Here is a 25,646-nt window from a genome sequence, read left to right as displayed (position 1 = left end):
CACACTGACTGCTCCCGATCCCCACACGAATAAAGGACGCAGACCATGACCCGCCACCCGCTCGCCGCCCTGGTTGCCACGCTCGCCGTCAGCGGCGCCGCCCACGCCGCCGTGCTCAACGAAAGCAATATCTCGACCGCCGACGCCCAGAAGCTGGCCACCGCCGCCGTCGCCGCCTGCCAGGCCAAGGGCTACAACGTCAGCGCCTCGGTGGTCGACCGCGCCGGCCTGCTCAAGGCCTTCGTGCGCGCCGACAACGCCGGCCCCCACACCATCGAGGCGAGCCGCGCCAAGGCCTTCACCTCGGCCTCCGCCAAGGCGCCGACGCTGGCCCTCATGGAGAACGCGCAGAAGAACCCCGGCGCCGCCAACCTGACCGACATCCCCGGCTACCTGCTGCTGGGCGGCGGCGTGCCGATCAAGGCCGGCAACAACGTCATCGGCGCCATCGGCGTGGCCGGCGCGCCCGGCGGCAACCTGGACGCGCAATGCGCGGATGCGGTGCTGGAAGAGAACGCGGCGTTGTTCAAGTAAGCGGCGAGCGGAGCCGGCCTCTGACTGTCGCCGAATATCGGCCAATCAAGGGCCGGCTCCGCGCTTTGACTCAAAGGTGGGTTGTCCGCGCTTGCCAGCCTGCGGGGCGCGCAAATGCGAATCACCAACCCACATCATCGAGGTTATTGCCCACCAAGGCGCAAGCGGCATCCGCGACCGCCCAACCTTCTTCGAACAGCCACGCATTGCCCGTATCGGACAGCAGCGCACCGGACTGACTATCTCCCTGCGCCAGCGTCGCCGTCACGCCGGAATCGGCTGTAACGAGCTGATTGAGGTCCTGCCTTATCGAGAGGTTACCGGCCCAGTCGATCGACATGGGATATGCGTCGCGCAGCAGGCCATCGCAGAAAGTCTTCGTGAAAAAATCGGGGCTGTCGCATTGGAACATATCCCAGGTCGCGTTGATCCAGTCATTGACGGGACTGCCATGGACCACAATGGGCGGCGGTGGAGGCCCCTTCAATCCGGTCCCGTCGTCGGGAAACGGAGGGTCCACCAACACCGCGTAAAACGGACCGCCATCAGTTCTGTCGGGCGGCGTCGATTGCTCCTTGGGAGGAGCGGTGGGTTCGGGTAACGACGGCAACGGGACCGACGGCAATGGATGTGAGGTTATCGGCCCGATGTCCATGATCGAAGGTATCGGCATACTCGCCATATCCGGATCCGGATCGCTTGCTGGAGGCGCCGATGTCGCCGCAGGCGGCCTGACAGGGATCACGTCAGGGAAGACCTGAAGATCGTCGAGATACAGCCCAGGCCAGGCCATGGTCGAAGGCTCCGCCAGCACGACAGGGTCCTGCAGACCGGATTGCGAAGTGACAAAGCCCCCATCATAGAGGGTGATCGTTCGGGACGATCCTTCGACTATTTCGCCCGCGACCACGGCTGCGATGCCATGCGCTTCCCGATACGGATCCTCGTAATACGCAATCACCGCACCCGCCCCGGCCGCATCGGTCGCGATCAGCGTGAATCGTGTGAACGGGATGTCCCAGAACTCCTGATCACCGAATCCGCCGTGGAGTTCTCCTTCATTGACCGCCCCCCACATCATGGCGCCGAACTGATCCATATAGGACAACCCATCAATCTTGTCGAAGAGGCTTGCGAGCGATAGCATCAGATCCTTCATGGCCGTCATGACCACCTCGTAGCCAAGCGCAGGGACATCGACGTTGAAGATCTTCTCGGCGAAAGCGACCGCCATCAGTTTGCTGTAGGTCTTCTCATCTTTCGTGAGCTTGGTCTGGTCCAGCGCCACGAGGTCGTTTAACAGATCCAGATCCGCATGAAATTTCTGCGCTGCCTCGTGGTCCGGATGATCCATGGCCTTAACGTAGGCAATATCATGCGCCCTGCAGAGTTCATCCAGCGGACTGTCCACCTTCACCCCTCCACCGGGACCGACACGCTTGAATACGGGCTCTCGAAGAAGCTCTTCCACAGTCTTCGTTACTCCGCGCGCTCCCGCGGACCAATCCGGCCCGCACCATCGACCGTATACCGGAAGCCAGCTGGAGGGATTCCAACTCGGGTTTTGCACACTGATGCTGCCATCATCTGTTGCCATGCCATTTCCCACTCGTCAATGAACTGCTTTTGAAAACTACTTTGCGACTCGATGCATCTCCCCGTTGGAGATGACCACCGGAATTTCCTCAGCCTCCGCCCGTGGCGGCAACGGCAATGTGACCCATTTGTTGGCAGCAATGTCGAGCATGGCGAGCCCCCCTGCCCCGCCACCAAAACGTAGGGGATGATCCCGATAAATGGACGCGATATATTTGCCGTTCGGATCGCAGACCACTTCCCTGGGATCGAACGACGCCTCCGACCCGTCTTCTTGCAGCCATGCACTGCGCTCACCGTCGGCCGCAATACGGATAACCGTCAGGCCATAACGGGGTGTCTGGCCCCACAGGCACAGACTGCCTGCACGATCCATGGACGGCATCCTGATATGTTCGATTCCATCGAACACATCAGGAGTCGGCACCGTGTCGGCTCCTCGCTTCATTCGATAGATTTCATTGCCGTCATAGCGACGGTGGTATTCCGAGAAATGATCTATCGGCCCATAAGATTCAAACAAGATCTCGTCGTCCGAGATGTATTGCGCCTGCCCACCGTCGACAAAATGAAAGACGCGGGCAAAGGGCCGTTCCACTCTGTCGCGTCGATCAAATTCCCGGATATCGAAATCGAACAGGCGGATGCGCTTGCCAGGCGGCACCAGACGAGCGGCTCGCCAGAACGCGATGCGCGTCTCGTCCGGTGACATGAACGGCCACAGCTTGTTGCCGGGCGCTGTCGGGATGACCTCCAGCCCGCGGCCGTCCTGGTGCATCAACACGATTTCACTGTCATGGAGCGAGCGCTCCAAGGCATCTTCCGACCCGCCATAGACAGGCCTGCGCGACATCACGATGAAATTGCCTTTGGGTGAATAGCGCGCGTAGGTATAGGAATAGGCCGGCGGCAACGCGTAGCGATACAGCCGGCCGGAATCGAGTCGGTAGCGCATGACGTCACAGCGGTTGTCGCCATCCTGGGCGCATTCGACAAACAGCCAATCCACGCCATTCGGATGCAGGCTCAACGAGCGGATATCCCTGCCACCGTTCGGAGGAGAAAACGGCGTCCGCGTGGTCGGCGTTTCCACCACAGCGACGGGCGCCCTTTTCTCGTTCGCGACCGGGGAGGCCGAAGTCCAGAGCGACCACCACAACGGCAGCACGCAAATCAGCGCCACCGTTGCCACGAAGATCCACGCGCGATTTCGCTTCATCGTCGCTTCCATATACGTTCAGACGCCCGCCAAGGCAGCGGAGCAATGTTCGACAACGTATATGGATGATCCAGGCGGCGAAATGCGCTGCCCTGCGAAAGCAGACGAGTACTCAGGAAATGGCCAGGCGCGTCGACAGCCATCCGCTGCACGCGGAACAGCGGCGGTTCCTCGCCCAGCGCAACGACTAAGCACATCCCCCGCTGGAACTCCAGGCCCGAATAGCTATAATAGGAACCATTCCCATTATTCTTTCAGGTTTGGAGTCCCCGTGCCGCCCGGCGACCTCCCGGCTCCCCACGCCGTCGACACGCTCTATCGCTCGCACCACGCCTGGCTGACGGCGTGGCTGCGGCGTCGCCTGCGCGACGACCACGACGCCGCCGATCTGGCCCAGGACACCTTCGTGCGCCTGATCGCCGCCCGCGACACGCCCGGCCTGCGCGAACCGCGCGCCTTCCTCACCCGCATCGCCCACGGCCTGATGGTCAACCTGTGGCGCCGCCGCGATCTCGAACACGCCTATCTGCAAGCCCTGGCCCAGCGCCCCGAGGCCTGCGCGCCCTCGCCCGAGCGGCGCGCGCTGGTGCTGGAGGCGCTAGTCGAGATCGACGCCATGCTGCAGCGCCTGCCGGCACGCGCCCGCGAGGCCTTCCTGCTGGCGCAACTGGGCGGCTACACCTACGCCGAGATCGGCCGGCGCCTGGACGTGTCCGAGCGCATGGTGAAGAAATACATGGCGCAGGTGATGCTGCAATGCCTGTTGATCGCGGAAGGCGTCTGGTGAGGCCCACCACGCTGTCCGCCCCGCCCGACCGCCGCGTGCTCGAAGCCGCGGCCGACTGGTTCGCGCGCCTGGGCGACGAGCGCGCCAGCGCCGACGATACCCGCCAATGGCAGGCCTGGCTCGATGCCCGGCCGGAACACCGCCGCGCCTGGGACGCCGTGGCCGCGATCAGCGCGCGCTTCGAATCCGTGGCCGGCCAGCCGGCGCTGGAGGCCCTGACCGGCGCCGGACGCGGCCGCCGCCGCGCGCTGCGCACGCTGATGCTGCTGGTCGGCGTCGGCGGCGTGGGCGCCGCCGCCTGGAACCAGCCGGCCACCCGCCGCCAGTTGGCCGACCTGCGCACCGATGTCGGCCAGACCCGCCAGGCCACGCTGGAGGACGGCTCGCGGCTGTGGCTGAACACCGCCAGCGCGGTCAACCTGCGCTTTGACGCGCGGGCGCGCCGCGTGGTGCTGGTGGACGGCGAAACCCTGATCGACACCCATCCCGATCCGCGCGCGCCGGCCCGGCCGTTCCTGTTGGACGTGGGCTATGCGCAACTGCGGGCGCTGGGCACCCGCTTTGCCGTGCTGCGCGACGGCGGCCGCGCCTGGCTCGATGTCTACGCCGGCGCGGTCGAGATCCGTCCCGACGATGCCCCCGTCCGCATCGCGCAGGCCGGCACCCGCACGGGGTTCAGCGGCCGCGTCATCAACGCGGCCGAACGGCTCGACCCCGCCCGCGACGCCTGGACCCGGGGCGAGCTGGTGGCCGACGGCCTGCCGCTGGCGCGCTTTGCCGCCGAGCTGGCGCGCTACCGGCGCGGCTTCGTCACCTGTACGCCGGAGGTCGCGCAACTGCCGCTGGTGGGCGTGTTCCCGCTGGCCGACACCGACCGCATCCTGCGCGCGCTGGAAGCCACCCTGCCCGTGCGCGCCCGGCGCGTGTTGCCCGGCTGGGTCCGGCTGGAGGCTGCCTAGCGCCGGCCGGCGCGGGCGGCTTGCCCAACTATTTTGTAACAGCCGCGCGTTTCCCGTTCCCCTTTCTTCTTTTCGCTTGGCACTGCAGAGGTACGACGCGTTTCGCGCGTCCGCCGCCAAGGAATCCCATGCACGTCCCTCCCTTCCGTTTTCCGCTCCTGGCCCGCGCGCTGGCCACCGCGCTGACCGCGCCAACGGTCCTGCTGGCCGTCACGCCCGCGCAGGCCGAGGCGCCGGCCGGCTTCCAGGTCGCGCCCGGCCCGCTGTCGCAGGCGCTCAGCCAGTTCGCCAGCCAGGCCGGCGTGACGCTGTCGCTGGACGGCCGTCTCGTGGCCGGCAAGCAGAGCCCCGGCCTGTCGGGCGCCTACAGCGTGGACCAGGGCTTCGGCCGGCTGCTGGACGGCACCGGCCTGCGCGCCGAGCGGCGCCCGGACAACGTCTACACGGTGCGGCCGGTGGCCAGCGGCGACAATGCCGCCCAACTGGAGCCGGTGACTGTGCTGGGCGCGACCACCGCCGAAGGCGCCTACCAGCCGGAGCCGGTGGCCTCGGTGACACGTTCGCCGCTGGCTGTGCTGGACCAGCCGCAGGCGGTCAACGTGGTGCCGGCCCAAGTGCTGCGCGACCAGCGCCCGCGCAACCTGGACGACGCGCTGGCCAACGTCAGCGGCATCACCCAGGGCAACACGCTCGCCGGCACCCAGGACACGCTGATGAAGCGCGGCTTCGGCGCCAACCGCGACGGCTCGATCATGCACAACGGCATGCCGCTGGTGCAGGGCCGCGGCCTGAACGCCGCCGCCGACAGCGTCGAAGTCCTGAAGGGTCCGGCGTCGCTGCTTTACGGCATCATGGACCCGGGCGGCGTCATCAACATCGTCAGCAAGCGGCCGCAGCTCACGCCGTACCACGCCATCACGCTGACGGGTTCGACCTATGCCCAGGGCCGCGACGGCGTCGGCGCCACGCTCGACAGCACCGGACCGATCGGCGACTCGCGCCTGGCCTACCGTCTGGTGGTCGACACCATGAACGAAGACTACTGGCGCGATTTCGGCCGCCGCCGCGACACGCTGGTGGCGCCATCACTGGCGTGGTACGGACAGGACACCCAGGTCGTGGCCTCCTATGAGCACCGCGACTACCTGTACCCGTTCGACCGCGGCACCGCGCTCGATCCCACCACCGGCAAGCCGCTCGACATCCCCTCGCGCCGCCGCCTGGACGAGCCCTACAACAACATGTGGGGCAGCACCGAGCTGGCCCAGGTCACCATCGACCAGCGCGTCACCGACAACTGGAAGGCGCACCTGGGCTATAGCTGGAACCAGGAACGCTACGATGCCAACCAGGTGCGCGTGACCGCCATCGATCCGGTGGCCGGCACCATCAAGCGCAGCAACGACGGCACCCGCGGCGCGCTGTCCACGGACCACTACGTGATCGGCTACGTCGACGGTCGCCTCGATCTTGGCGGCCTGCGCAACGACCTGCAGTTCGGCGCCGACTACGAGCACCGCAAGATCTTCCGTTCCGACCTGATCCGGCAGAACCTGTCCAAGCCCTTCAGCTACGTCAACCCGGTCTACGACCAGCAGGATCCCGGCAACACCGTGGTCGCCAGCGACAGCGACCAGACCGACAAGCTGCGCGCCACCTCGTTCTTCCTGCAGGACTCGCTGCACCTGGGCGAGCGCTGGATCCTGGTGGGCGGGCTGCGCTACCAGCACTATGAGCAATTGGCGGGTCGCGGCCGGCCGTTCAAGACCAACACCGACATCGAGGGCGGCAAGTGGCTGCCGCGCTCCGGCCTGGTCTACAAATGGACGCCCGAGGTGTCGCTGTATGGCAGCTACACCGAATCGCTCAAGCCCACCTCGACCATCGCCCCGCTGACCAGCGGCACGGTGATCGACGCCGGCGTGGCGCCGGAGCAGGCCAAGTCGTGGGAGCTGGGACTGAAATGGGACATGCCGGGCCAGACCACCGGCACGCTGGCGCTGTTCGACATCCGCAAGCGCAACGTGCTGGTGTCGCAATACAACGACGTCACCAAGCTGACCGACTGGCGCACCAGCGGCGCGGCGCGCTCGCGCGGCGTTGAGCTGGACGTGAGCGGCTCGCTGTCGGCGCGCTGGGACTTCATGGCCAGCTACGCCTATCTGGACGCGCGCACCACCGATGATCCGCAGTACCAGGGCAACCGGCTGTGGAACGTGGCGCAGCACACCGGTTCGCTGGCGCTGGTCTACAACGCCGGCCAGATCGGCGAAGGCCGCCTGCGGCTGGGGACCGCCGCGCGCTACGTCGGCACCCGCCCGGGCGATTCGGCCAACTCATTCGTGCTGCCGACCTATACCGTGGTCAACGCCTTCGCCACCTACGACACCCGCGTCGCCGGTCGCAAGGTGCAGTTCCAGTTGAACGTCAACAATCTGTTCGACCGCACCTACTACACCTCGAGCGCCAACCAGTACTTCATCTCCATGGGCGACGCGCGCCAGTTCGTGCTGTCGACGCGGGTGGAATTCTGAGCATGCAACCGTCCATCCCTGCCCCCGCGCCGGCCGCGTTCCCGCTTCGAGCCGCGCCGCGCCTGCGCGCCGCCTTGTCCGCCGCCTGCGCCGCCGCGGCCCTGATCGCCCTGGCCTATGACGCGCGCCGCGGCTGGCTGCTGGGGCCCAGCGGCACCGATGCCCGCCTGTCGATCCATGACGCGGGCCGCACCGGCCAACTGCGCCGGCTGGCCTCCATCGGCACCCGGCCCTGGGCCCACAACATGGCCTACGACGCCGACCGCGGCATCGCCTATCTACCCAGCATGGACGACACCGAGGTCTATCCGGCGGACAGCGGCGAGTCGCAACGGCATTTCACCGCGGACAGCTTCACCGTCACCGCGTTGCGTCTGCGCGAGGCGCGGCCATGAGCCTCACCTCCGTCAACTCCGCCACCGCCCGGCCGCCGCGTCCGCCCGCGCGCCGCGGCCAGTACCTGAAGGCGCTGCGCAAGGCCCACGGCTGGCTCGGTTTGTGGGGCGCGCTGCTGGGCCTGCTGTTCGGCGCCAGCGGCATCCTGCAGAACCATCGGGCCGTGCTCAAGATCGACATGCCCGGGCCCGTGGTCGAGACCCTGCAATTGCAGGCGCCCGCCGATCTGCCCCGAACCGACGCCGCGGTGGGCCGCTGGTTGCAGCAGGCCCTGAAGCTGGACAAGCCGGTCGAACGCATCCGCAAGGAAGCGGCGCAGGATGTGCGCTGGGGCGATGTCTCCGCGCGCCAGCCCGAGCGCTGGCAGGCGCTGTTCCGCGCGCCGGGCTATCAGGTGCAGGTGGAATTCTGGCCGCAAAGCGGCGCCGCCAGCGCCCGCCGCAGCAGCGCCAGTTGGTGGGGCGTGGTCCAGAATTTTCATCGCGCCAACGGCACTGGCGTGGCCTGGGTGCTGCTGTCGGACACCATCGGCGGCGCGCTGATCGCGCTGTGCCTGACCGGCGTGCTGCTCTGGACCGAGCTGGAAAAGCGCAAGCTGATCGGGCTGGCCATTGCGTTCGCTTCGGTGATCGCGTGCCTGGCGGCCGTGGCGCAATCGTGGGCCTGATCGGTCCTCAGACGGGCTGCAGTGCGGACAAGTTCAATATATGTCTTGTCCAACTGCTAGGTCGGGGGGGTGGGGCGATGAAAACAATCCCAAGACCGGCGCATAGACAAGATCGTCCGCCTCTTGCTCATTGTGGAGATCGTGGCGATATATAGAGTCCGCGATACTTCCGCGCTCGCCGCTTTGAGCCTCGACAAACTCTAACTCGGTTGTTGGGCCCGGCTCAGACACCGAAAAGAAGCTTAAGGAATACAACCCCCAGCAATCATCAAACTCGGGCGACCCTTCCCATGAAAAGCACCCAAAGGGGTCCGGATCCCAAGGAGATGGCATCCAAGCATCCATGGGGGCATCGCCTACCACCTGAATCGGCGGAGATGGCTGGCCCATCAGATCCCCGGGGCCCGGCGTATCGACGACCTCGGCGAAATACCTTGTCCCGGAACCAGCTGGCGTGGATAACGCTGGGCTCTCGGTAAGCACCGGAGCATCCGCATCCTGCCCTCCCGGCGGCACAGTCGTCGAGAAGGGCAAATAGGGATCGTATGCTCCCCCACCCAAACCAGCTTGTGGCGTCCCGAGTCCCCACCCCGAGAAAAGTTGCCCGGATTCGTACGACGCCAACGGGTTATTTGACGCCGCGCCCAACTCCGGGGCAGGATGGTAGCCAGGCGTAATCAGGGTAATGGGCTCCGAGTCCCCCACCTGTTCCGAGACCGAACCATCGCGCATGACAATGATCTCTTTTAGAGATTCTCCGATGATCTCTTCATTTATGATAGAACTAACGCCGTGAGCCTCTTCGAATGCATCCTTGTAATAGCTCCACATACGGCTCGATCCGTCCGCCTGCCTGTCCGTCACCCAGTACATTTGATAGGCGAGGCCTCCAACTTTGCCATCTAGGGCCACGCCCGTCATCTTGGTACCGAACTGGTCGATGTAGGTCAGGCCATCGATTTTCTGGAAGAGTCTTTCGAAGGACTTGGCGAGTTCGAGAATGCGGCTCCCCATCCACTCGCTCGAAGCGTTGGGCAGATCAACGCATATAATTTTCTCGAAGAATACAAACGACATCAGGCGGGCATATAAGCGCTCAACCGCCGGAAGTTGGTCGAAATCAAGCTGGTCGAGCCTAGCCATCAAGACGAGATCTGCTTCCAGCTTTTTCATGGCTTCATCCGGCTGCCCCTGCGCGTCGAAATAGGCGATGTCATGGTCCTTGCAGAACGAATCGACGGGGCTGATTCCAGGCGTCACCCCGTCAATACCGATACGCGTCAATACCGGGCTCTCGATCAGCTGCGCCCTGCTCTGCTCCCCCCCTCTCTCCCCTGCGGACCAATTTGGCCCGCACCAAAACCCGTACACGGGGATGTAGCTTGTTGGACTCCAAGGATCCAGATCCGCCAATCTTATTGCGTCACGCTCCATAGCCATCAGTAGCTCCTCGAATTGATCGAACCGCCCCGTGCGCCGTTATCCACGCCGCTCGCACTTGTGTTCACCGGAATGATTTCCGCATCCCGCCACGACGGCAGGGAAATCGCAGTCCAGGTATCCGTCGCGATATCCAGCATGGCCAAGCCGCCCGGACGGTTCGTGACATCCATCGGCTGGTCCCAATAGATCACCGCGAGATAGGTGCCAGCCGGATCGCAGATCAACTCCTGCGGAATGAATCCCAGGCCCGGCTGCCAGGCCCTGCGCTGGCCTCCCGGTTCAATACGGATCACGGTCAGGCCGTAGCGCGGCGTCTGCCCCCAGAGATACAGGTTCCCTGCGCGATCCATCGTCGGCATCTCGGCGTACTTGATGCCGCTGAAGACCTGTGGCTCGGGCAGCCGCGTATCCCCGCGCCGCATGCGATAGACGCTGCTTCTGCCATACAGGGACTCGTAGCTCGAGAGATGCCCCGCCGGCCCGAAGGTTCGGAACAGGATCTCGTCATCCGAGAGATACTGCGCCTGGCCGCCGGAAACGAATTTGAAGATGCCGGCAAAAGGCCGTTCCGTCGCGTCGGCCCGATCAAACTCCCAGATATCGAAATCGAGCAGGCCCAGGCGTTGTCCGGGCGGCAGGATGCGTCCCGTCCTCCAGAATGCGATCCGGCTTTCATCCAGCGACATGAAAGGCGAGAGCTTGTTGCCCCGCGCCAAGGGAAGGATCTGGAGGCCCTCGCCATCGCTGCGCATCAGCAGGATCTGCATGGCGTCGAGCGAACGGCGCTGTTCATCGTCGGAATCGCCGGCGATCCGCCGCCGCGACATCACGATGTAGTTGCCCTGCGGTGAATAGCGGGCGTAGGGATAGGTGTAGCCAGCGGGCAGTCCGTAGCGATACAGCTTTCCCGTCTTCCATTGATAGCGCATGACGTCGCATCGGTGGTCGCCGGTCCGGGCGCACTCCACGAACAGCCAGTCATTGCCATCGGGATGCACGCTGAGCGAACGGATCTCCCGGCCGCCATTGGGCGGGGAGAACGGCGTCCGCGTCGTTGGCGTCTCCTGCACCTCGTCCGACTTGACGGGCGCGTTGGTGAACCCGTGCGGGAACGGCAGCAACCATGACAACGGCACCAGCACAAGCATCGCCAGTACCGACGCGATCACGAGCAGGCACGCGCGCTGTCGTTTCATCGCTGTCGCCTCAGCTCGGCGCCGAATCTGATCTGCCGATGCAATAACCGGGTTTCAGCGGCAACGCCGAACACCCCCGCCCCATACTTCCGACACCACGCCACTGCCGCCTCCACGCCGCCACCCGGCAACCGGACCTCGGTGGCGCCTGTTAAGGCGCGCGGTCCGCCTCGACCAGCCCGTCCATGGAGCCGTTATTGCCGATCCTCCGCAATAACGTATCGGCGGGAACGGTCAAGCGGAAGCGGTTGCCGGTGGAAAGCGGACGGATGCTCAGCGCGTCGGGCGCAGCTTCAGCGCCACCCAGATCCCCGCCACGCAGGCCGCGCCGAAGATCCAGCCCGAGGCCGCGCCCGCCATCACGCCAGACAGCAGAGTGCCGACGGTGCAGCCCAGCGCGGTCATGCCGCCCCACCCCATCAGGACGCCGCCGGTTAAGTTGCGCAGGATCTCACGCGCCGTCGGCAAACGCGGCCGGAACGCGCCGGCGGCCAGCGCGGCGGCCCAGGCGCCCGCCACCAGCGCCAGCACGAAGGCGCCGTTGTTGGACAGCAGCGCGTTCTTGACCGCGGTGACGCAGCCGGCGAAGGTGTCCAGCCCCTCCAGCCGCGCCGGCAGCGCGCCGGCCGCGGACGCGGCGGTGCGGGCCACGCTGCCCAGTTCGGCGGTCACGCCCAGCGGCGCGATGCGCAGATAGGCGATGACGCCGATGAAGGCCACCAGCAGGCCGCCGACCGCGGGCGGCCAGCGGTCCCGCAGCACGGCTTGCCATGGCGAGGGCGGCGGCGTGGCCGGGTCGTTCGCCGCGTCCTGGAAGGCATTCGCTGGCCGGATGGCGGCGCCGTCAGGCGCGCCATCGGCTTGGCGCGCGGCCGGAACGCGCCGGCCGAGCCGGCTCAGGCCCAGCGCCAGCAACGCCAGCAACGCGACTTGCAGCAGCACGGTGCCGCCGTAGCCGAGGTGATGCGGCAGCCACACCACCGGCGCCTGCTGGATCATCGCCAGGTACAAGGCGTTCCACGACGCGAAGCCCAGCACGAAGCCGAGCCCGGCGCCCAGCAAGGCGAACGGCGACGCCAGCGCGCCTTCGCCGAGGCGGTAGAAGTGCGCGCTGATGCAGGAGCCCGAGATGCGCATGCCAACTCCGAACACGAACGCTCCGGCCACCAGGGCCAGGCTGACCGGCCCGATGTGCGCGCCGGGCGGCAGGCGCTCGGCCCCGGGGATGGGCAGGAACGCGCCGAACACCGCATGGTAGCCGAGCGTGCCGACCGCCAGCGCCACCAGCACGGCATAGGCGCCGGCCGGGTCGCGCCGCTCGATCGCGTCACGCGCGATGCAGTAAAAGCAGAATCGTGAACGCTGCAGCACGATGCCGAAGGCGGCGCCGAGCAGCAGCGACAAGGACAGGCCGCGGCCGCCCTCGGGCTGCGACGCCAGCCACCAGGCGGCCGCGCCGATGGCGGCCAGCAGCGCCACGGCCGCCGCATTGGCGATCGCCGCGGCGGTGGACGGGATCGCAGCGGCCGAGCCTGTGGCGACAGCCGCCGCCGACCCGGCCGCCGGCGCGGAGTTTCCCAGGGCGCTCACTCAGGTCTTGCCCCACACGGTGCCCGACGGATTGCTGATCGGCGAACCGACGCTGTTGCCGTACTCGGTCCACGAACCGTCGTAATTGCGCACGTCGTAGCCCAGCAGCTTGCGCAGCGCGAACCACGAGTGGCTGGAGCGCTCGCCGATGCGGCAATAGGTGATGATGGGCTTGCTGCCGTCCACGCCCACCGCCTGGTAGATGGCGCGCAGTTCGTCGGCCGACTTGAAGGTGCCGTCTTCCGCCACCAGCTTGCTCCAGGTGACGTTGACCGCGCCCGGCACGTGGCCGGCGCGCACCGCCAGTTCCGGCACGCCGTTGGGCGCGAAGATCTTGCCGTTGTATTCGTCGGCCGAACGGATGTCGACCAGCACGCCCTGCTTGTCCTTGCGCGCCACCGCCAGCACGTCCTGCAGGTGGGCGCGCAGCGCCGGGTTGGCGTCCTTGGGACGCGCGTTGCCGGCGGCCAGCACCTTGACGCTATTGGACTGCGGGCGACCCTCGGCTTCCCATTTCTTGCGGCCGCCGTCCAGGATCTTCACATTGTCGATGCCGTAGATGTCGAAGATCCACGCGCCCCAGGCGGCGAACCAGTTGTTGTTGTCGCCGTACAGCACCACGGTGCTGTCGGTGTTGACGCCGGCGCGCTCCAGCAGCGCCTGGAACTGCTTGGGCGGCGCGATGTCGCGGTTGACGGTGTCGACCAGGTCGGTGTGCCAGTTGACGTTGCTGGCGCCGGGAATGTGGCCGCGCTCGAACAGGCCGGGATTGACGCTCACCTCGATGACACGCACCTTGGGGTCGTTCAGGTTCTTCTCCAGCCACTCGGTGGTGACCAGGTACTTGGCGTGCTGCGCCGTGGCGGGAAAGGCCATCAGGCTGGCCAGCGTGGCGAACGCGCCCGCCAGCAGTTTCGATAGGGACATCATGATCTCCGGAAGCAGGCGCAATGCGGCCTGGGAATCCGGAGCATATTTGTTCAGCTTACAGTCAGGAACAATTTACTGGTCATATCCTGATTACCGGAATGCGCAGGTCGCGGTCGATCGCGACCCGCGCCCGCGAATCCTGGCGCGTGGCCAGCGCGGCGCCTGCCTTCACGACAGGCCGGCGCCGTAGCGCCGCGCGGCGGACGCCCTGGCCGGGCATCGCCCGCGGCACCCAGGCGCTCCGCCTATGCCGCCGCGATCAGCCGGATATCCGCGCTGCCGTCGCGCTCCAGTTGCGCCACCAACCCCAGTTCCCAATCGAGGTAGTCGCGAAAGCCCTGGTCGCGCGCCGAGAGATCGTCGAACAGGTACGGACTGATACTCTGGTCGTCGTCGCCCGTCAGCACGCCGTCGGCGCCCTGCGCCAGCGGCAGGCCCTGCGCCTGCCAGGCGCGGGTGCCGCCCAGCAGGTAGCGCACCGGGCGGCCGGTGCGCCAGGCCAGCTCGGCCGCCGCCACGGCGGCCAGCACGCCGTCGGGCGACGTCAGCACGATCGTCCGCTGCGTGTCGGCCGGCAGGAACTCCTGCAGGCGATCCGGCGCGGCGTAGCGCGCGCCGGGCACGTGGCCGCGCTCGTAGGCCAACCGCGATTCAATGTCGTAGACCTCCGCCGAACCGGCGTCGATAGCCGCCTGCAAGGCCTGCGGCCGCAGCGCCGGCACGTCGGGCCGGTGCCGCAGCACGCGGCGCGGCTCGGCGCCGCGTTCGAGCGCCGCCAGCGCCGGCGGCTGGTACAGGTAGACCTCGACGGCGCCCAGTTGCGCCAGCCAGGCGCCGGTGGTCTGGGCGCGCACGCCGTCCCAGTCGGCCAGCACTACGCGCGCGCGCCGGGTGGCCAGGTACTCGTCGGTGGCCTGCACCAGTTGGCCGCCGGGCGCCCAGCGCCAGCCCGGCAGGTGGCCGGTTTCGTATTCCTCGCGGGTGCGCACGTCGAACTTGTACAGCGTGCGCGTGCCCTGCTCGGCCTCGAAGGCGCGCAACGTGGCCGCGTCGATATGGCCGATGCCGGCCCGCTGCGCCACGCCGCGCGCCTGCTCGCGCGCGGCGGCGGCGCTGTCGGCCGACGGTTCGGGCAGCGCCGCCTGACGGCCATAGGCCAGCTCGCGGCCGGACAGCAGCCATTCCATGGTGCCGTTGCGCAGCGACGCGACGCGGTTCGGGATGCCGGCGTCGATCAGCGTCTGCGCGCCGACAATGCTGCGCGTGCGTCCGGCGCAGTTCACCACCACGAAGGTCTTGGGATCCGGCGCCAGCTCGCGGATGCGGTACACCAGCTCGGCGCCCGGCAGGCTGTGCGAGAACGGCAGCGTAAAGTTGTGGAATTCCTCCGGCGTGCGGCTGTCGACCACCACGATGTCGTCGCCGCGCGCGACCCGCTCGTGCAGTTCGTCGACGTCGATCCACGGCGTGTGCTTTTCGTGTTCGATGACTTCGCCGAAGGCCTTGCTGGGCACGTTGGTGCCCGAAAACAGTTCGCGCCCTTCCCGCTCCCAGCCGTCGGTGCCGCCGGCCAGCACCGAGATGTCGGTCCAGCCCAGGCGCGTCAGCTTGGCGGCGGCCTGATGCGCCAGGGTCTCGTCGTCGTCCACCAGCACGATGCGCGTGTCGCGGCGTGGCACCAGGCGGTCGGCCAGCACTTCCAGGCGCCACAGCGGCGCCGGCACTGCGTACAGCAGGTGGCGGCGGGCGTAGCGGCCGGCTTCGCGCACGTCGAGCACGGCGATCTCCGCCTCGCCGCGCAGCGCTTCCTGCAACCCGGCGGGCGACAGGCGCGCATGGTAGATCGCGGCCGGCGGCGAAAAGGTGCGGTAGGCGCCGCCGGCGGTGCTCTCGAACACCACGCGGCCGTGCAGGCGGTCAAGCGCCAGGCCGTAGAAATGCAGGTGCGCGCCGGGCGCGTCGCCCACCAGTTCGATGGTGTGCACGTCGGCCGGTCCCAGCACGATGGAATTGCCCGCCGCCACGTCCACCCGTCGCACGTGGGTCAGCACGTCGCGCCCGGGCTCATTGCCGGCGCTGCGCGCATAGACCTCGTTGCGCTCGTTGCCGGAGACGCCGGCGATGATGGCCCAGGTGGTGTGGTCGTGCGGCGGCTGCGCCTTGCCGGGCTCGCCCAGCGACAGGTACAACGCGTAGCCGCCGTCGGCGTCTTCGGCCAGGCGGTAGATCGAGGTGGGCCGTCCGGGCACCACGGCGAAGGCCTCGGCCGGAAACAATTCCGCGCGGCGTCCGAGCGCTTCGAGCAGACGGGCCACCGGGGCCAGTTGTTCGGGCGTGGCGCGCGCGGGGTCCGGTACCAGCGCCTTGACCTGCGCGATGAAGTCGCGCACGGCGCGGGCCCGTTCGGTATCGTGGCGGAAAGCGGCTGCGGCCGCGTCGGGATGGGTGCTCATGGGATCCGGAATTCCTGGGGTTGAAGAACCGGATCAGCCTACGTCCGCGACCGGGCGCGGACAACGTAGAAATGCGTCTATGGTTATGCGGCCGGCGATGCGCGCCCTCGCCCGGTCTCAGGCTTCGCCCTTGAGCGCCTGGTCCACCACCGCGCGCGTCAATGTCGGCACGAACATCTCGATGAAGTGGAAGGCATAGCCGCGCAGCCACGCCCCGCGGCGGATCGCCAGGCGCGTCAGGTTGATCTCGAACAGATGGCGGGCGTCAATGGCGCACAGCCGCGTGTCGCGCTCGGCGTCCCAGGCGACGGCGGCCACGATGCCCACGCCCAGTTCGAGCTCGACATAGGTCTTGATGACGTCGGCGTCCATCGCCGTCATGACGATGTCCGGCGTGATGCCGGCGCGGGCGAAGGCCTCGTCGATATGGGCCCGGCCGGTGTAGCCGCGCCCGTAGGTGATGATGGGATAGCGCGATAGCTGCGACAGGCTGATGCCGCCGTCCACCGCGGCGAGCGGATGCCCCTTGGGCACGATGACGCTGTGGCTCCAGCGGTAGCACGGCAGGTTCAGCAGGCCGGGATAGTCGGCCACCGCCTCGGTCGCCACGCCGATGTCGGCCTCGCCCTCCAGCAGCATCTCCGAGACCTGCTTGGGCGACCCCTGGTGCAGGTGCAGCACCACCTCGGGATAGCGCTGGCGGAATTCCTTGACCACCGGCGGCAAGGCGTAGCGCGCCTGCGAATGCGTGGCCGCGATCGACAGCACTCCCTTGCGGCTGTCGGCGTATTCGGCGCCGGCGTGGCGGATGTTGTCGGCGCACTGCAGGATCTGCTCGACCAGCGGCAGGATCTGCTCGCCCGGCGGCGTCAGGCCGATCAGCCGCTTGCCCGAGCGCACGAAGATGTCGACGCCGACCTCTTCCTCCAGTTCGCGGATCTGGCGGCTGACGCCAGGCTGCGAAGTGTGCAGGCTTTCGGATACGTCGGTCAGGTTGAAATCGCGGCGCACGGTCTCGCGCACGGAACGCAGTTGCTGGAAGTTCATGGAATCGCCGAGGCCTGTGTGAGGGAGCCGAGCACGAGGCCTAGCCGAGAAATGCCAGTTGATTGCCGCTGGGATCTTTGACGTACATGACGCGCGGCGAGGCGTCGGGCAGCGAACAGACCGGATGAAAGCCGGCGTCGCGCAGGCGCAGCAGAATGTCGTCGTAGGCGTGGGTGCGGATCGCCAGATAGTCGGCCCGCACCTCGCGGCTGACCTCGGCCACGGGTGACAGCGACAGGGTCGCGTCGCCCAGGGCGAACAGCAGGCGCCCGTCCGGGACCGGCATCTCATCCAGCCCGAGGGTGCCGCGGTAGAACTCGCGCACGGCATCCAATTGCCGCGCCGCGAAGGAAAGCTGTACCGATCCGATCGAAGAAATAGAAGACATGCCCTGCCGCCAACCGTGGAACAAGGCAAATTCTAGACCCCGAGGGTACAACCGGACAAAGAGGTTGTAATTGCTTCTACATAATCAGAATCCCTAAGGAAACGCAGTCATTTGCATATGCATCAGGCGCTGCGGCGCAGGCCGTCGCGGACCGCGCCGAAGGCCCGGTCGAGGTCCTCGACCAGGTCCAGCGGATGCTCCAGGCCGATGTGCAGGCGCACCACTTCATGGCCGCCCTGCCACACGCTGTGCTCGGCCAGCCGTTCCGGCGCCGCTTCCAGCGCCAGGCTCTCGTAGCCGCCCCAGGACGCGCCAATGGAGAAATAGCGCAGCGCGTCGATGAAGCGCGCCGCGGCACCCGGCTGGCGGGCCTTGAACGCGAACGACACCAGGCCGCTGGCGCCGCTGAAATCACGCCGCCACAGCGCATGGCCCGGATCCTGCGGCAACGCCGGGTAAAAGACCCGCTCCACGTCGCCATGGCGCGACAGGTATTCAGCCACGCTCAGCGCGTTCTGGTGGTGGCGCGCCAGGCGCACGTCCAGCGTGCGCAGGCCGCGCAGCGTCAGGTAGGCATCGTCCGCGCCCACCGCCAGGCCGAGCGCGTCGTAGGTGGCGCCGACCTGCCGCGCCAGCTCGGGGCTGTCGACCGTGACCACGCCCATCATCACGTCGGAATGGCCGGCCAGGTACTTGGTGGCGGCCTGGATCGAGATGTTGGCGCCCAGCGCCAGCGGCTGGTAGTAGAGGCCGCCGCTCCAGGTGTTGTCGGTGGCAACCAGCACGCCGCGGCTGCGCGCCTGGGCGGCCAGCGCCGGCAGGTCCAGCACTTCGAACAGCAGCGAGCTGGGCGATTCCAGGTACAGCAGCCGCGTGTTGGGGCGGAAGCGTTCGGCCAGATCGTCGCGGCCGGGCGAGAAGTATTCGACCTCGATGCCGTAGCGCTGCAGCAGCGCCTTGTCGACGCGCCGCACCGGCGAATAGACGCTGTCCGACACCAGCGCATGCTCGCCGGGCGCCAGCGTGGCCAGCAGCACCAGCACGATGGCCGACAGGCCGGACGGCGCCAGGATGCTGCGATGGCCGCCTTCCAGCGACGCGACCGCCGCTTCCAGCGCCTGGTGCGTGTCCAGGCCGTGGCGGCCGTAGGTGGCGACGCGTTCGCCGGCGGCGCGCTGCGCGTTCAGCGCGGCATGGGTGGCGGTATCGGCGAAGCGCACGGTGCTGGTGCGCACCACCGGCACGTTGACCGGGCCGGCGCCCTGCTTCAGGTCGGGACTGCCGGCATGCACCAGCCGGGTCTGCACGTGGGCGTGATCGAGGCTCATGCGCGCTGCTCCTGGCCCGGCTTCATCTGGGTGGCGTTGTAGTTGACGATCTCGCCGGTGGCCAGGTCGATGCCGATGCGGCCCGACAGCGTCTCCAGCGGCTGCCCATACAGGTGGAAATGCAGGGTCGGCGCATCGCCGGTGACGTGGATGCTGTGGATGTCGTCCGGCAGGAACGACACCGACTGCCCCGGCTGCACCACCACTTCGCGCACCTGTTCCAGCGTGGCGCGGCCGGCCTGCGAGCCGTCGTCGCTGCGGCGGTAGACGCGGTTCAGTTCCTGGCCCGACAGGGCCACGATCACCGCCCAGGTGGTGTGGTTGTGCGGCAAGGTGGTCTTGCCCGGGTTGATCGAGTTCAGGTAGAGCGCAGGTTCGCCGGCGGCGGCGTCGGGATTGAGGCGGTAGCGGGTCGAGGCGCCCACGCCCTGCCCCGGCGCCGGCGGCGCGAATTCGGTGGCGGGAAACAGCGCGCGCTGTTGCGCCAGTTGTTCCAGGCGCGTGGTGATCCGCGCCAGCAGGTCGCGCGTCAGCGGCGCGGCGGCCAGCAGGCCGCGGATGTCGGCCAGGGCGTCCTGCACCTGCTGGCGGCGTTCGAGAGTAACGGAAGATTCGGTGGTCATGTCGGCTCCGGGTTGCGGAAAGGCATCACACTGCGAGGCGCAGCGGGTCAAAGGTCAGGTAGGCGTCGATCGGATCGGCCTGGGCGCGCCGCGCCGGCGGCTCGGCCGAGGCGCGTTGCAGGAAGGCGCGGGTGCGCTCGCTGTCGGGCCGGCCGAAAATCCGGGCCGGCGGGCCGTGCTCGACGATGCGGCCGGCTTCGGTGAAGTACACCGTGTCGCTCACCTCCTGGGCGAAGCGCATTTCGTGCGTGACCAGCACGCAGGTCAGGCCGTCCTGCACCAGGTCGCGGATCACGGTCAGCACTTCGCCCACCATTTCCGGATCCAGCGCCGAGGTCACTTCGTCGAACAGGATCAGTTCGGGCCGCAGGGCCAGCGCGCGAGCGATGGCCACGCGCTGCTGCTGGCCGCCCGACAACTCGCCCGGATAGGCGTTTTCCTTGTGGTCCATGCGCACCTTGGCCAGCAGCTCGCGCGCCAGCGCCTGGGCCTGGGCCCGCGGCTGGCCGTTGACCTTGATGGGCGAGATCACCAGGTTCTCCAGCACGCTCAGGTGCGGGAACAGGTTGTATTGCTGGAACACGAAGCCCACCCGCTTGCGCAGGGCGATCAGTTCGGACTCGCTCTTGAGCGCGTCGACCCGCACGCCGCCGACCTCGATCTCGCCGCGCTGCGGCCGCAGCAGGCCGGTGATGCAGCGCAGGATGGTGGACTTGCCCGAGCCCGACGGGCCGATGATGGACACCGCGTTGCCAGGCCGGACCTCGACGTCGATGCCCTTGAGCACCTCGGTCTGGCCGAATGCCAGGTGCACGTCCCGCAGGCTCACCAGCGGGGTGTCGGTCGCGGCGTGGCCGCCGCTGTCAGTGATGCGCATAACGTCGTTCCAGATGGCGCGTCCAGCGCGCGATGGGATAGCAATAGGCGAAGAACAGCGCCAATAGCGTGAAATAGACCAGGATGGTGAAGTCGCTGCGCGCCACCGTGTTGCTGGCCACCGTGGCGGTGTCGACCAGGTCGTGCACGCCGACCAGCGAGGCCAGCGAGGTGCTCATGGTGATGCTGGCGTACAGGTTCATCCACGACGGCAGCATGCGCCGCACGCACTGCGGCAGCACGATCATGCGGAAGATCTGCGCGCGCCGGAACGCCAGCGACTGCGCCGCCTCCCACTGCGCCTCGGGGATCGACTGGATCGCGCCGCGGAAGATCTCGGCGACGTTGGCGCTGGCCGGCAGGCCCAGCCCGATCACCACCTTGATCCAGTCCGGGAACGGCAGGTTCCAGCCGCCCAGGTTCAGTTCGAACGGGAACACGTAGGTGGTGAAGTACACCAGCACCAGGATCGGCGCGTTGCGGAACGCCAGCACGTAGATCCGCGTCAGGCGCCGCAGCAAGGCCGAAGGCGACAGCGACAGCGCGCCCACCACCAGCCCGGCAGCCGTGCCCAGCGCCATGGCCAGCACGCTGATCTGCACGTTCATGCCCAGGCCGCGCAGCAGCGCCGGCGACCAGTGCCACAGGTGCCGCACCGCGGCCGGCGCGCTGTCGGTCAGCGCCCAGGCGACGCCCAGCGCGACCAGCGCCAGCAGCAGCACCACCCACGGATCCCGCAGCAGCGCCCGCCAGCCGCCGCCCGCGCGATGCGCGGCAGCGCCATTCAATACCAGTTCATTGGCCATAGCCGGGCATCCTCAAGCGCGCTTCCAGCCAGCGTCCGCCCACGCTCACCAGCCAGGTCAGCAGGCCGAAATACAGCAGGATCAGCAGCAGCAGTTCCAGCACGTTGTCGCGGTGCGACCAGATCATGATGGACTCGTAGGTCACATCCCCCACCGCGATGGCCGAGGCGATCGCGGTCATCTTCACCAGGTCCACCAGGTTGTTGACCAGCGCCGGCAGCGCGAAGCGCAGCGCCAGCGGCAGTTGCACCTGCGTCAGGATCTGGCGGCGCGAGAAGGCCAGCGAGCGCGCCGCCTCCAGCGTCACCGACGGCACCGCCTCGATGCCGGCGCGCAGCGCCTCGGCATGGAACACGCCCTTGTGCAGCGCCACCACGATCACCACCCACATGAACGGCGTGATCGGGCTGCCGCCGCCCAGCTTCTGCGTGATCAGCATGTTCAGCACCAGGAAGGCGCAATAGAGCTGCACCAGCGTCGGCGTGTTGCGGGTCAGCTCGACGAAGGCCTGCAGCGGCCGCGCCAGCCAGGGCCGGCCGCTGGTGAGCCCGGCCGCGATCAGCACGCCGAACAGCAGGCTGACGGGAATCGTCCAGGCGCACAGTTGCAGCGTCACCAGCAGGCCGTGGCCGAAGGCGGACAGCTCGCCCGGATCCAGCACGAAGCCGTAGTTCAGGCCCAGGGGCCTGAAGAAATGCACCCAGGCCTGCAATGCCTGTTCGATCATGCGGCCGCCTCCAGCGCCGCCGGCCGCAGCGCCGCGACCGCGCGGGCGATGCGCGCGACGGCCTCCGCCACCTTGGCGTCCGAGGCGGCGAACGACAGCCGCAGGTACGGCGACAAGCCATAGGCCGCGCCCCGCACCACCGCCACGCCCTCGGCCTCCAGCAGCCAGTCGGCCACGTCGCCATCGTCGGCGATGACGGCGCCATCGGGCCTGACCTGGCCGATCAGGCCGGCCACGCCAATCCAGGCGAAGAATGAGCCGCGCGGCGCCGTCACGCTCAGGCCAGGCACCGCGCCCAGGCCGTCGACGATCACTCGCGCCCGGCGCGCATAGGCCAGCCGCGCGTTCTCGACGAAGTCGTCGGCCACGCCCTGCAACGCCACCAGCGCGGCGGCCTGGCCCAGCGAACTGGGGCCCGACGACACCTGCGACTGCACCGCCTCCAGCACGCCGATCAGCGCCGCCGGCCCCACGCCCCAGCCGATGCGCCAGCCGGTCATGGCGTAGGCCTTGGACACGCCGTTGACCGCCAGCATGCGCCCCGCCAGGTCCGGCGCAGCGCGCAGCAGGTGCGTGGGCGCCTCGTCGAACCAGATCTGTTCGTACATCTCGTCCCACAGCACCAGCACCGACGGATGTTCGCGCAGCACCGCGGCCAAGGCCGCCAGCTCGGCCTCGCTGTAGACCGCGCCGGAGGGGTTGCCGGGGGAATTCAGGATCAGCCACTTGGTGCGCGGCGTCAGCGCCTGGCGCAGGCCCTGCGGCGTGAGCTTGAAGCCATCGGCCGGGGCCGTCGGCGCCAGCACCGGCGTGCCGCCGTTGACCCGCACCGAATCCAGGAAGGTGGGCCAGTACGGCGTCGGCACAATCACCTCATCGCCCTCGTCGAGCGTGGCGGCCAGGGCCAGGTAGATCACCTGCTTGCCGCCGTTGGAAATGATGACATTGGCCGACTCGGTCGGCAGGCCGTGGCGCTGGCGGTAGTCATCGGCCACGGCGCGCCGCAGCGCGACGGTGCCGGCCGTCGGCGTGTACTTGGTCTGGCCTTGCGCCAGCGCCAGCGCGGCGGCGTCCTTGATGGCCTGGGGCGTGTCGAAGTCGGGCTCGCCCGAGGTCAGCACCACGATCGAGCGGCCCTCGGCCGCCAGCCGCGCGGCGCGCGCGCCGGCCGCGGCAATCGGCGACAGTTCCACGCCGCGGACGCGGCGCGCGAACACGCCGGGAAACAGGGATTCAGTCATGACAGGACCTTTCCGGGATTCATCAGGTTCAGGGGATCGAGCGCCTGCTTGACGCGGCGCATCAGCGCCAGTTCCAGCGGGCTCTTGAAATGGGGCAAGGCGTCGCGCTTGACCTGGCCGATGCCGTGCTCGGCGCTGATCGAACCGCCCTGCGCATGGGCCTGGGCATGCATCAGGTCGTGGATGCGCGCCTCGTTGGCGAACAGCCGCGCCACGGGACCGGCGGGGTCGTGCGACACGTTGTAGTGCAGGTTGCCGTCGCCCAGGTGGCCGAACGCCATCGGCCGCAGGCCCGGATCGAGCGCATGCAACGCCCGCGCGGCGCCCAGCAGGAAGGCAGGAATGCGCGAGACCGGCACGGAGATATCGTGCTTGACGTTGCCGCCGTCGCGCGCCTGCGCCAGGCCGATGGCCTCGTCGCGCAACCGCCAGAACGCGGCGGCCTGCTGCAGGCTGTGAGCGACGGCCGCGTCTTCCAGCAGGCCTTCGCTCAACGCCGCCTCGGCCAGGCGTTGCAGCGCATCGGCCGCGCCGGCCTCGTTGGCCGACACTTCCAGCAAGGCGTACCAGGGCTGCGCCAGCGCCGGCAGCGGCTGCGGCTGCGGCTGGTCCGGCACGTGGCGCGCCACCAATTCCAGCACCGGCCGGCCGATCAGTTCGAACGCCGTCAGCTGCGCGCCCAGGCGCCGCCGCGCCAGCGACAGGAACCCCAACGCCGCCTCGATCGACGGCAGCCCGGCCAGGGCGCTGGCCTGCTCGGCCGGCTTGGGATACAGCTTGAGCGTGGCCGCGGTGATCACCCCCAGCGTGCCCTCGCTGCCGATGTACAGGTCGCGCAGCGAATACCCGGTGTTGTCCTTGCGCAGGCCGCGCAGGCCATTCCAGACTTCGCCTTCGGCCGTCACCACCTCCAGCCCCAGCGTCAGCTCGCGCGCATTGCCGTAGCGCAGCACCTGGGTGCCGCCGGCATTGGTCGAGAGATTGCCGCCGATGGTGCAGCTGCCTTCGGACCCCAGGCTCAGCGGGAACAGGCGGCCGGCCTGGCTGGCCGCCTCCTGCACCTGGGCCAGCACACAGCCGGCCTGTACCGTGATGGTGTCGTTGTCGGTATCGATGCCCAACACCCGGTTCAGGCGGCCCAGCGACAGCACCACGGCCTGTCCGCTGGCGTCCGGCGTGGCGCCACCCATCAGGCCGGTATTGCCGCCTTGCGGCACCACCGGCACCCGCGCGGCGCGGCACTGGCGCAACACCGCCGCCACGCCCTCGGCGTCGGCCGGACGCGCCACCGCAAGCGCCTGTCCGTGCAGCACGCGGCGCTGGTCGGTCAGGAACGGCGCGGCGTCCGCGCCCGTCAAGACCCAATCGGCGCCCAACCGCGCGCGCAACGCGGCCAGCAGCGTGTCCCTGGCGGCCGTCGTCATGGCTTGGCCTGGGCCTCGGGGGGAGCGCTATCGAACTTGCCCGCCTGCGCGTCGGCGTTGGCCTGCTTGAGGTAATCGGCTGGCACGCCGAACCTGTCGGCCTCTTTCACCAGCAGGCCGGACTTGTGCCAGTCGCGGATCACGCCATCGACGAAGGCGCGGGTATCGGCCTCGTTGCGGCGGGTCCAGATCACCGTGGGCGACGGGATCAACTGGTCCGGGGTGGCCAGCTCGAAGCCTTCCCATTCCTTGCCATTGGGCCCGTGCAGCGTCTCGTACAGCGCCGGCTGGATGTGCACCGACGCATCGCAACTGCCGCCCTTGAGCGCCAGCAGCGATTCAGGGATGTTGCGCAGGCCCTTGACCACCGCGCCGTAGGTCTCCTGCAAGGGCTTGGCGAAATTGCTGCCCTGCGACACGCAGGCCACCTTGCCCTTCAGGTCTTCCCAGCGCTTGATGCCGCTGCGCTTGGACACCATGGCGGCGCCGCCCACGAGGTTGTACGGGGTTGGCGCATAGCTCAGGATCTCGCTGCGCTCCTGGGTCCACTGGATGTTGGCGATCAGCAGATCGACCTTGCCCGCCTGCAGGAACTGCACCCGGGTCGCGGCCGTCACCGGCACCGTCTCCAGCGTGACGCCGAGGCGCCGGGCGATATCGCCGCCCAGCTCGGTCTGGAAGCCGCCCACCTTGCCAGTGGCCGGATCGAGCAGGCCGAACGGCGGGCTGGCCCCGTCCACGCCCACCACCAGTTTGCCGCGCTGCTTGACGCGGTCCAGAGTGGCGTCGGCGTGCACCGCCGTCGCCAGGGCCGCCAGCGCCAGCGCGCCGGCCCACTTGATTGCTTGTCTATTCATCGGTCTTTTCCAACACGGGCGGGCG

The 25,646-nt window shown here is 68.1% G+C and carries 23 protein-coding genes; 6 read left to right on the top strand and 17 right to left on the bottom strand.

What is annotated here, in order from left to right:
* Positions 1–45 precede the first annotated feature (45 nt).
* Complete coding sequence (locus tag SB816_RS12930) at positions 46–534, top strand: GlcG/HbpS family heme-binding protein (protein ID WP_410547099.1); 489 nt, start codon at positions 46–48, stop codon at positions 532–534.
* A 121-nt stretch (positions 535–655) separates the two neighbouring features.
* On the opposite strand, the gene SB816_RS12925 is transcribed toward SB816_RS12930, so the two are convergent.
* The gene (locus SB816_RS12925) at positions 656–1,945 is read right to left on the bottom strand and encodes a hypothetical protein (protein WP_144657447.1); all 1,290 of its coding nucleotides are present in this window, start codon (positions 1,943–1,945) and stop codon (positions 656–658) included.
* A gap of 222 nt (positions 1,946–2,167) precedes the next feature.
* Entirely contained in the window at positions 2,168–3,361 is a 1,194-nt protein-coding gene (locus SB816_RS12920; RefSeq protein ID WP_258955804.1) for a hypothetical protein, read from the bottom strand.
* Positions 3,362–3,620: 259 nt separating this feature from the next.
* Between SB816_RS12920 and SB816_RS12915 the strand changes: the two genes are divergently transcribed.
* The 5 genes from SB816_RS12915 to SB816_RS12895 all read left to right on the top strand — a co-directional run bounded on the left by SB816_RS12915 (position 3,621) and on the right by SB816_RS12895 (position 8,692).
* Complete coding sequence (locus SB816_RS12915; RefSeq protein WP_116791158.1) at positions 3,621–4,136, top strand: sigma-70 family RNA polymerase sigma factor; 516 nt, start codon at positions 3,621–3,623, stop codon at positions 4,134–4,136.
* Positions 4,133–5,095, top strand: a complete 963-nt coding sequence (locus tag SB816_RS12910) for a FecR domain-containing protein (RefSeq protein WP_410547098.1) — start codon at positions 4,133–4,135, stop codon at positions 5,093–5,095. The genes SB816_RS12915 and SB816_RS12910 overlap by 4 nt, the downstream gene beginning before the upstream one ends.
* A gap of 128 nt (positions 5,096–5,223) precedes the next feature.
* Entirely contained in the window at positions 5,224–7,629 is a 2,406-nt protein-coding gene (locus tag SB816_RS12905) for a TonB-dependent siderophore receptor (RefSeq protein WP_410547097.1), read from the top strand.
* 2 nt (positions 7,630–7,631) lie between these two features.
* Positions 7,632–8,024 (top strand): hypothetical protein, encoded by a 393-nt coding sequence (locus SB816_RS12900; protein WP_054504210.1) that lies wholly within the window; start codon positions 7,632–7,634, stop codon positions 8,022–8,024.
* The gene (locus SB816_RS12895; protein WP_054504211.1) at positions 8,021–8,692 is read left to right on the top strand and encodes a PepSY-associated TM helix domain-containing protein; all 672 of its coding nucleotides are present in this window, start codon (positions 8,021–8,023) and stop codon (positions 8,690–8,692) included. Before SB816_RS12900 ends, SB816_RS12895 begins: the two co-directional genes overlap by 4 nt.
* A gap of 33 nt (positions 8,693–8,725) precedes the next feature.
* Here the strand turns inward: SB816_RS12895 and SB816_RS12890 are convergent, their stop codons facing one another.
* The 15 genes from SB816_RS12890 to SB816_RS12820 all read right to left on the bottom strand — a co-directional run bounded on the left by SB816_RS12890 (position 8,726) and on the right by SB816_RS12820 (position 25,621).
* A complete protein-coding gene (locus SB816_RS12890) occupies positions 8,726–9,976 on the bottom strand; it encodes a hypothetical protein (RefSeq protein ID WP_144657459.1) in 1,251 nt (416 codons plus the stop codon).
* A 155-nt stretch (positions 9,977–10,131) separates the two neighbouring features.
* Positions 10,132–11,331, bottom strand: a complete 1,200-nt coding sequence (locus SB816_RS12885) for a hypothetical protein (protein WP_144657461.1) — start codon at positions 11,329–11,331, stop codon at positions 10,132–10,134.
* Positions 11,332–11,604: 273 nt separating this feature from the next.
* The gene (locus tag SB816_RS12880) at positions 11,605–12,828 is read right to left on the bottom strand and encodes a YeeE/YedE family protein (protein WP_395757819.1); all 1,224 of its coding nucleotides are present in this window, start codon (positions 12,826–12,828) and stop codon (positions 11,605–11,607) included.
* A 93-nt stretch (positions 12,829–12,921) separates the two neighbouring features.
* Positions 12,922–13,851: a sulfurtransferase gene (locus SB816_RS12875; RefSeq protein ID WP_196767534.1), complete on the bottom strand. Its 930-nt coding sequence runs from the start codon at positions 13,849–13,851 to the stop codon at positions 12,922–12,924.
* A 245-nt stretch (positions 13,852–14,096) separates the two neighbouring features.
* Complete coding sequence (locus SB816_RS12870) at positions 14,097–16,304, bottom strand: rhodanese-like domain-containing protein (protein WP_144657463.1); 2,208 nt, start codon at positions 16,302–16,304, stop codon at positions 14,097–14,099.
* A gap of 117 nt (positions 16,305–16,421) precedes the next feature.
* Positions 16,422–17,351: a CysB family HTH-type transcriptional regulator gene (locus tag SB816_RS12865; protein WP_054504216.1), complete on the bottom strand. Its 930-nt coding sequence runs from the start codon at positions 17,349–17,351 to the stop codon at positions 16,422–16,424.
* 40 nt (positions 17,352–17,391) lie between these two features.
* Complete coding sequence (locus SB816_RS12860) at positions 17,392–17,739, bottom strand: VOC family protein (protein ID WP_049077856.1); 348 nt, start codon at positions 17,737–17,739, stop codon at positions 17,392–17,394.
* Between the two features lie 122 nt (positions 17,740–17,861).
* Positions 17,862–19,067, bottom strand: coding sequence for a cystathionine beta-lyase (metC, locus tag SB816_RS12855; protein ID WP_410547096.1), 1,206 nt, complete (start codon positions 19,065–19,067; stop codon positions 17,862–17,864).
* Positions 19,064–19,690, bottom strand: a complete 627-nt coding sequence (locus SB816_RS12850) for a cysteine dioxygenase family protein (protein WP_020927797.1) — start codon at positions 19,688–19,690, stop codon at positions 19,064–19,066. Before SB816_RS12850 ends, metC begins: the two co-directional genes overlap by 4 nt.
* A 25-nt stretch (positions 19,691–19,715) precedes the next feature.
* Positions 19,716–20,567 (bottom strand): amino acid ABC transporter ATP-binding protein, encoded by an 852-nt coding sequence (locus tag SB816_RS12845; protein ID WP_064525320.1) that lies wholly within the window; start codon positions 20,565–20,567, stop codon positions 19,716–19,718.
* Positions 20,554–21,372, bottom strand: a complete 819-nt coding sequence (locus tag SB816_RS12840; protein ID WP_054504219.1) for an amino acid ABC transporter permease — start codon at positions 21,370–21,372, stop codon at positions 20,554–20,556. The genes SB816_RS12845 and SB816_RS12840 overlap by 14 nt, the downstream gene beginning before the upstream one ends.
* A complete protein-coding gene (locus SB816_RS12835; protein ID WP_410547095.1) occupies positions 21,362–22,099 on the bottom strand; it encodes an amino acid ABC transporter permease in 738 nt (245 codons plus the stop codon). The genes SB816_RS12840 and SB816_RS12835 overlap by 11 nt, the downstream gene beginning before the upstream one ends.
* On the bottom strand, positions 22,096–23,340 hold the full coding sequence (locus tag SB816_RS12830) for an aminotransferase class I/II-fold pyridoxal phosphate-dependent enzyme (protein ID WP_410547094.1): 1,245 nt from the start codon (positions 23,338–23,340) through the stop codon (positions 22,096–22,098). Before SB816_RS12830 ends, SB816_RS12835 begins: the two co-directional genes overlap by 4 nt.
* Positions 23,337–24,764, bottom strand: a complete 1,428-nt coding sequence (locus tag SB816_RS12825; RefSeq protein ID WP_410547093.1) for an FAD-binding oxidoreductase — start codon at positions 24,762–24,764, stop codon at positions 23,337–23,339. The genes SB816_RS12830 and SB816_RS12825 overlap by 4 nt, the downstream gene beginning before the upstream one ends.
* A complete protein-coding gene (locus SB816_RS12820; RefSeq protein ID WP_410547092.1) occupies positions 24,761–25,621 on the bottom strand; it encodes a transporter substrate-binding domain-containing protein in 861 nt (286 codons plus the stop codon). Before SB816_RS12820 ends, SB816_RS12825 begins: the two co-directional genes overlap by 4 nt.
* Between the last annotated feature and the right edge of the window lie 25 nt (positions 25,622–25,646).

This window comes from Achromobacter sp. SIMBA_011, from assembly GCF_046535435.1.
GTDB lineage: Bacteria > Pseudomonadota > Gammaproteobacteria > Burkholderiales > Burkholderiaceae_B > Achromobacter > Achromobacter dolens.
The sequence above is the reverse complement of the archived record's forward strand: the minus strand, read 5'-3'. Positions and strand labels throughout refer to the sequence as shown.

Coding starts and splice junctions, on each gene's coding strand:
- SB816_RS12930 (WP_410547099.1), top strand. CDS start 46: ATGACCCGCCACCCGCTCGCCGCCCTGGTTGCCACGCTCGCCGTCAGC.
- SB816_RS12920 (WP_258955804.1), bottom strand. CDS start 3,361: ATGGAAGCGACGATGAAGCGAAATCGCGCGTGGATCTTCGTGGCAACG.
- SB816_RS12905 (WP_410547097.1), top strand. CDS start 5,224: ATGCACGTCCCTCCCTTCCGTTTTCCGCTCCTGGCCCGCGCGCTGGCC.
- SB816_RS12900 (WP_054504210.1), top strand. CDS start 7,632: ATGCAACCGTCCATCCCTGCCCCCGCGCCGGCCGCGTTCCCGCTTCGA.
- SB816_RS12895 (WP_054504211.1), top strand. CDS start 8,021: ATGAGCCTCACCTCCGTCAACTCCGCCACCGCCCGGCCGCCGCGTCCG.
- SB816_RS12885 (WP_144657461.1), bottom strand. CDS start 11,331: ATGAAACGACAGCGCGCGTGCCTGCTCGTGATCGCGTCGGTACTGGCG.
- SB816_RS12875 (WP_196767534.1), bottom strand. CDS start 13,851: ATGATGTCCCTATCGAAACTGCTGGCGGGCGCGTTCGCCACGCTGGCC.
- SB816_RS12870 (WP_144657463.1), bottom strand. CDS start 16,304: ATGAGCACCCATCCCGACGCGGCCGCAGCCGCTTTCCGCCACGATACC.
- SB816_RS12865 (WP_054504216.1), bottom strand. CDS start 17,351: ATGAACTTCCAGCAACTGCGTTCCGTGCGCGAGACCGTGCGCCGCGAT.
- SB816_RS12860 (WP_049077856.1), bottom strand. CDS start 17,739: ATGTCTTCTATTTCTTCGATCGGATCGGTACAGCTTTCCTTCGCGGCG.
- metC (WP_410547096.1), bottom strand. CDS start 19,067: ATGAGCCTCGATCACGCCCACGTGCAGACCCGGCTGGTGCATGCCGGC.
- SB816_RS12850 (WP_020927797.1), bottom strand. CDS start 19,690: ATGACCACCGAATCTTCCGTTACTCTCGAACGCCGCCAGCAGGTGCAG.
- SB816_RS12845 (WP_064525320.1), bottom strand. CDS start 20,567: ATGCGCATCACTGACAGCGGCGGCCACGCCGCGACCGACACCCCGCTG.
- SB816_RS12840 (WP_054504219.1), bottom strand. CDS start 21,372: ATGGCCAATGAACTGGTATTGAATGGCGCTGCCGCGCATCGCGCGGGC.
- SB816_RS12835 (WP_410547095.1), bottom strand. CDS start 22,099: ATGATCGAACAGGCATTGCAGGCCTGGGTGCATTTCTTCAGGCCCCTG.
- SB816_RS12830 (WP_410547094.1), bottom strand. CDS start 23,340: ATGACTGAATCCCTGTTTCCCGGCGTGTTCGCGCGCCGCGTCCGCGGC.
- SB816_RS12825 (WP_410547093.1), bottom strand. CDS start 24,764: ATGACGACGGCCGCCAGGGACACGCTGCTGGCCGCGTTGCGCGCGCGG.
- SB816_RS12820 (WP_410547092.1), bottom strand. CDS start 25,621: ATGAATAGACAAGCAATCAAGTGGGCCGGCGCGCTGGCGCTGGCGGCC.